Below are 5,582 nucleotides of genomic sequence, written 5' to 3'. Positions count from 1 at the left end.
GCTGCCGCGGGAGCAACCGCAGCCGCCAGGGAGGCGGCCGGACCGGCGACGGCCGCCGCGAGCGAATCGGCCGCACCCGCCGAACGGGTAGTGCCCAATGAAGCCGTCCCCGCCGAACGCACCGTGCGTAACAAAGCGGCCGCTCCCGCCGAACCGGCCGTACGCGGCGAGGCGGCCGATCCCGGGAAGCTGCCCGCCCCCGGGAAATCCCCGGTCCCCGGTGACCCGGCCGCGGAGGCGCCGGAGGCACAGGAGCGCCCGGACCGGGACCACCCGGCCGACGGTCGGGAATGGCGCTGGCTTGACCCCCGCTGGTGGGGAGAGGGCCACTGGCACCGGAGCCGGCCGTAAGATCAACCCCGCCAGGCCATGCCCGCCTGCTTGACGCCCAGGCGCTTTCCGCCCGTGCATGGCGGGGTGGCCGAGGTGCTGAACCCGGTATCCGGTTCCGGGAAAACAGAAGCGGCCCTGACTGGCAAATGCCTAGTCAGGGCCGCTTTCGCGGTGGGCCCTGTGGGACTCGAACCCACGACCCGCGGATTAAAAGTCCGATGCTCTACCAACTGAGCTAAAGGCCCTCCAGCCGTTCCGGGCGCAGGCGCCAGCGCCTGGATCCCGTTGGACCGCTTACTACTTTAGCGTACGTCCACGCGGCCCCGGGACCCTTCGTTTCCCTCGACCGGGTACGGGGGCAGGAGTAAGGTCAAGGCATGAGCGGAAATAATGGAACTCCGGCTCCGAGGCACCACAAGCCCAAGCCGTTTGCTCCGTTGGACTTTGAAATATTCGCCGGCGGGGCCGATCCGGCCCGGATCTCCGAGGCGGCGCATCTGGCGGCTCAGGCGCTGGTGCACCGCGGCCGCGAATCGGATGATCCCGAGGTCACCAAACGCCTTGTGAAGCTGGCCGACCAGCAGGGCCTGGAGGCCATCGCGGAGATCTGGGCCGAAAGTCCTCCCCGGTCCCTGCCCGGCGTGCTGTGGCGGCTGTATGCACTGCGCGCGGCCACCCAGCAAAACCCGGAAAAAATGGCAGCCTACTTCAAGGCGGGCAAGGAAGCCGCGCCGGTGTCCAAGGTGGTGGCCGGCGTGGCCGAGCCGCCGGGGGCCGATGAAGTCAAGGCGATGACGGATGCGATCCTGTCCGGCGCGTTCGACGGCGACTTCGACGTCGCGCTGGAGCGTTCGGCGGCCTTCTGCCGCATCGTGGCCCTGGGCCAGACGCATCATGCGGACGCAGCGGACGCAGCGAATGAGAAGCATGGGAGCAGGCTCACCCGCAGTTCGCACCTGCTGATGAAGACGGCCGAGGACCTTGAGGCCGCCGCCGAAGCGTGGCGCCGGGGCCAGCTGGACTGACCGGATTGCGCGCAGCGCCGGACCGCAATTTCCCTCCTTCACGGTGGACGGGCGGGGCATATTAGTCCTGCCCGCAGCGCTTTTCCAGCCTGTTTGCCAAGGTTTTTATTGGATTTTCGCTCCGGTTGACATCGCCTTGGAGGCGTAGAAAACTGAAAGTGGTGTCGGACCGTGGAAGCCCCGGGCTCCAACAAATAGCCGCTTCGAGCGGCCTTTCGCCGAGAGGCGCTCCCGGTTCGGCACCATTATTTTTTGCCCTGCGGCAGGCACTAGGCTTGATCCAGTGAAGCTACGCCTCTTCCCCCAGGAAAACAAAGCCTTGGAACTGCTGACCCAGATGGCGGTGGAGTTCCACGGCGGTGTCAGCACCCTCTCGGAGATCCTCGGCACTCCGGCCGACGCCCGGGGTCCCCTGATGGAGGATCTGCACGAGGCGGAGGGCAAGCTTTCGAACCTCCACTTCGCGCTGATGACGCAGGTCAGGACCAGCTTCATCAATCCGCTCCCACGCGAGGACCTGTTCCAGATCTCCCGCTACCTGGTGGAAGGAGCCGAGAAGCTGGACGGTGCGGCCGAGGTGGTCCTGCTGAACGGGATCACCCGCTTTTCCGACCGTGCCTCCGAACAACTCGAGGTGATCAACCGCCAGACCGAGCTCACCCGGGATGCGATGGCCAGGCTGGAATCCCTGGAGGACTTAGACGAGTACTGCATCGAAATGCTCCAACTGGCCAAGCGGGCGGAGCGCACCCACCGGATCTGGACCAGCGAGCTGATGCACGAATACAAGCCCGCCGTCTACCTGCGCCAGCTGGAGGTGGCCGAGCACATGGTCGACGCCGCCAAGGACCTGCGCAGGGTAGCCAACCATGTGGGGCAGATCCTGGTGAAGGAATCCTAGGTGGAGCTGTTCCTGCTCGCAGTGGTCATTCTGGCCTCGGGCTGCTTCGCGTTCATCAACGGCTTCCACGACGTCTCCAATTCGGTGGCCACGCCGGTCCGCAACCGGGCGCTCACGCCGACCGTCGCCGTCGTTCTCGCCGCCTTCTTCAATTTCATCGGCGTGCTGCTTTCCACCGGCCTGGCCATCCTGCTCGGTGAAACCATCATTGGGCTGCCCGCGGGCAACGCAGGCCTCGGCATCCTGCTGGCCGGGCTGCTCAGCGCCTGCTGCTGGGGCATCTACACCTGGTGGCGCCGGATGCCCTCATCCTCGACCCATGCACTGGTGGGCGGACTGCTGGGCGCGGGGGCGGCTTCCGCCTTCCTGGGCTCGGGCGGGGTGGCGTCCGGGGACGGCCTGGTCTGGCGGCAGCTGTTCCTGCCGCTGCTGCTTTCCCCCGTGCTGGCCTTCGCGCTGGCCTGGCTGGCCGTGTATGTGGCCACCTGGGCGGTGCGCTTCAGGACCCCGAGCGAGGTCCACCGCGGCACCCGGATGCTCGAGGCGGTACTTGCGGGGGCGTTCTCCCTTGGCCATGGGATGCAGGACGGCCAGCGCACGATGTCCGTGGTACTGCTGGCCCTGATCGCTGCCGGCCAGCTCGCGGACGGTGCCGGCATTCCGCCGTGGGTCCCGCTCTTCGCCGCCGCACTGCTCTCGGCCGGTGCGCTCTGCGGCGGCTGGCGGATCTCCCATACCCTCGGCTCGCGGCTGGTGCGGATCGACCCGCTGCGCGGCGCGACCGCCCAGACGGTCAGCTCGGCGATGCTGTTCCTCGGCGCGATTACCCTGCACATCCCGCTGTCCAGCACCCACACCATGGCCGCGGCCATCCTGGGCGCCGGCGCCAACCAGCGCTTCGACACCGTCCGCTGGCGCGTGGCCAACAGGATGCTGGGCACCTGGGCGGCGACGGCCTTCGCCTCGGCACTGTTCGGGGCCATCTTCTACCTGGCCCTGGATCCGCTGCTGTAGCGCGGCTCACCCCGAACTGTTATTTGCCGCCATTGCTTAGCAACGGTCACAGGATCCGGCCGGTGTGTGGCAGCCTTCGTGCCGAAATGAGTTCATGGTCGAGCAGTGCGGGGCTGAAAGCCGTCCCTTCCCTGGCGGAACAGGTCTTCAGGGCGCGGTCCGGGCCGGCGGCAGCGTGCTGTATCTGCTGGCGTGGCTGGCAGCCGCCCCTTACAGGGAAGTTATCTCGCTGAAAGCCGCATTTCCGTAGGACAAGCAGGACAGCGCCTCCGTACGTTCGTCCACGTGCCGCCACGTCCCACGAAGGAATCGGCAGGGGTCGGGCGAAGCTTATCGACCGTGCGCCACTGACAAATTCACCGAGATGGTAATCGGCGCCGGTTCAGGGTACTTACGCTCCAGAAGCGCTTTGGTTGCAACGGTCGTACCGTGCACGATCGTGGAAATCCCGCTGGGCGGGATGCCTGCGGCATGAAGCGCGTTCAATACGCCGAGCGAGAGATCCTCCGGCGTTGACAGCACCTTCGCGGTGCGCACCCCTGCGGCGGTCGGATTCGTCTCACCGAGGGCATACAAACACTTCGCATTGATTGGGTTGCCCGCGGCCAAATCCGCTTGCGTGGTGTAACGGGGAGGCAGCGTGTTTCCTGGGTTGGTTAGGCATTGAGCGCCAGATCGAGGCCGGCGAACGTGTCCCAACCGCTGCAGCCGCAGTCCGCAACCCAAAGAGGTTCACGGCGGAAATCGGCCCGCCCCTCGCGCTGATCAACCTGTTAATCTGGACCCGGCGGCAGGCAGTAAGTACTCTTGCTATCGGTTGCCGGAGCAAAGCATGGGGGTGATGGCGTTGAACGAACGCCCGCGCCTGCCCAGGCCCGGACTCCTGCGAAGGGTCCTGCTGACCCTTGCCGCCACTGCCGGCCTGACCCTGCTGGGAGCGGCAGGTGCCTACGCGGCCGAAGACGACGAGCACTTCCTGCCGGACTCAGGAACCAACCCGGCAATGGCAGCCACGGCGTCCGCCGCCGGTGCCGCCCCGGCGGCGGCCGGCGGCGCCATCCCATCGGCAGCCCGGGGCACCGCCGGGCCTGTCGAGGCCGTCGCGGAACCGCCGGCGGATGCGGCCGTAGAGTCCGTGGCGCACGCCGGCGAGGCGGCATCCCTGCCGGTCACCGCCGCGGTCGAGCCTGCTGCCGCCCCGATGCCGGCTGCCGTCAAGCCCGTGCCGGACTCCACGGCCCCGGTTGCCGGGACTGCTGCAGAAGCTCTTAAACCCGCAGCCGAAGTGCTTAAGCCTGCGGTCGGGGCCATTGCGGCAGCCGGGACGGACCTGCCTGGCGGCGCCGCGGATGTTTCAGGCTCCGGCGCCGAACCAGCGGGGACGGAAGCGCCCGCAGCCACGGATCCGGTTCCCGGGGCAGGGACGGACGAGGCCACGGTGGCACCGGAGCGGACCGCAGCGGTTCCCCTGCGGGAAGACGGCCCGGAGGAACCGGCCTCCCGGACCGGCAGCGCCGGATCCTCTGCCGCGCCGCCGGCTGTGCCGCTCCCGGGCAAAGACGGTCCTTCCGCCGGGGATCAGCCGGCAGGCGGAATCTTTGCCGGCTCCACCGCTGCAGCGGTTTCGGGCGGTCCTGCCAACGGGCCGGTGCGCGGCCCCGCGCCCGGAGCCCCTGCCGGCTGGACAGGTCAGGCCGGAGCGGGAGCAGGCAACAGCACTTCCGGCGCAGCGCCGGCCGCGGATCTTCCCGCAGATCCCTCTTACAACCTGCATCTGATTCCCGCCTTCTCCGGGCAACAGGCGTCCGGACTGCCCGCTTCCCCCGGTTTCGACCCAGGTTCTTCTCCCGATTGATCGGGTCCGCGCTGCCCTGGGCCGGCAGCACGGACCCAGCCGCCGCCCGCGGCCGGCATAAACATCAATCAGGAAAAGGAAAAAACCCATGCGTAAGAGCATTCGCACGGCGCTGGACAGCGCCGTTCCTGCCGCGGGGCTGATGGCCCTGGGAACACTCGTTGTCGGCGCCGGTCCGGCTCTCCCGGACGCAGCCGGCCTGCCTGCCGCCTTGGCCGGTACCGGCAGCGGCTGGAACCTCTTCTGGTCCGGGATGCCGGTGATGCTGCCTGGCGTGGCAGCACTCCTCGGCATCAGGCGGATCACGATGACCCCGGCCGAGGGCAGCCCGGCCTGGGATTGGTTCACGCCCCGCAGGCCCGAACGCGCCGGCCTGTTGGCTTAGCACCTGCCCCGGCCCCGGCCGGCATGGCCGCAGCGCCGGTCGCGGTTCCGGCAATCGCCGGAACCGCGA

General features: G+C 68.3%; 6 protein-coding genes, 1 tRNA gene and 1 pseudogene. 6 read left to right on the top strand and 2 right to left on the bottom strand.

The features are described from left to right. A pseudogene (locus ACFQ36_RS20220) lies at window positions 1-351 on the top strand (hypothetical protein); the annotation flags it as partial. A 154-nt stretch (window positions 352-505) separates the two neighbouring features. Here the strand turns inward: ACFQ36_RS20220 and ACFQ36_RS20215 are convergent. Further along, window positions 506-578 (bottom strand) — tRNA-Lys (locus ACFQ36_RS20215). A 132-nt stretch (window positions 579-710) separates the two neighbouring features. Here ACFQ36_RS20215 and ACFQ36_RS20210 point away from each other — a divergent pair. The 3 genes from ACFQ36_RS20210 to ACFQ36_RS20200 all read left to right on the top strand — a co-directional run bounded on the left by ACFQ36_RS20210 (window position 711) and on the right by ACFQ36_RS20200 (window position 3,273). After that, window positions 711-1,358 (top strand): hypothetical protein, encoded by a 648-nt coding sequence (locus tag ACFQ36_RS20210; protein ID WP_377016925.1) that lies wholly within the window; start codon window positions 711-713, stop codon window positions 1,356-1,358. A gap of 283 nt (window positions 1,359-1,641) precedes the next feature. After that, the gene (locus ACFQ36_RS20205) at window positions 1,642-2,259 is read left to right on the top strand and encodes a DUF47 domain-containing protein (protein ID WP_377016923.1); all 618 of its coding nucleotides are present in this window, start codon (window positions 1,642-1,644) and stop codon (window positions 2,257-2,259) included. After that, window positions 2,260-3,273, top strand: coding sequence for an anion permease (locus ACFQ36_RS20200; protein ID WP_377016921.1), 1,014 nt, complete (start codon window positions 2,260-2,262; stop codon window positions 3,271-3,273). A gap of 330 nt (window positions 3,274-3,603) precedes the next feature. On the opposite strand, the gene ACFQ36_RS20195 is transcribed toward ACFQ36_RS20200, so the two are convergent. Beyond that, complete coding sequence (locus ACFQ36_RS20195; RefSeq protein ID WP_377016919.1) at window positions 3,604-3,882, bottom strand: hydantoinase/oxoprolinase N-terminal domain-containing protein; 279 nt, start codon at window positions 3,880-3,882, stop codon at window positions 3,604-3,606. 232 nt (window positions 3,883-4,114) lie between these two features. Between ACFQ36_RS20195 and ACFQ36_RS20190 the strand changes: the two genes are divergently transcribed. Next, window positions 4,115-5,128 carry a hypothetical protein gene (locus ACFQ36_RS20190; RefSeq protein ID WP_377016917.1) on the top strand — a complete coding sequence of 338 codons (1,014 nt, stop codon included), beginning with the start codon at window positions 4,115-4,117 and terminating at the stop codon, window positions 5,126-5,128. Between the two features lie 88 nt (window positions 5,129-5,216). Continuing rightward, window positions 5,217-5,513: a hypothetical protein gene (locus ACFQ36_RS20185; protein ID WP_377016915.1), complete on the top strand. Its 297-nt coding sequence runs from the start codon at window positions 5,217-5,219 to the stop codon at window positions 5,511-5,513. Window positions 5,514-5,582 lie beyond the last annotated feature (69 nt).

The organism is Arthrobacter sp. GCM10027362, assembly GCF_042679445.1.
GTDB lineage: Bacteria > Actinomycetota > Actinomycetes > Actinomycetales > Micrococcaceae > Crystallibacter.
Note: the sequence above shows the minus strand (reverse complement) of the source record. Positions and strands in the feature narration are given on the sequence as shown.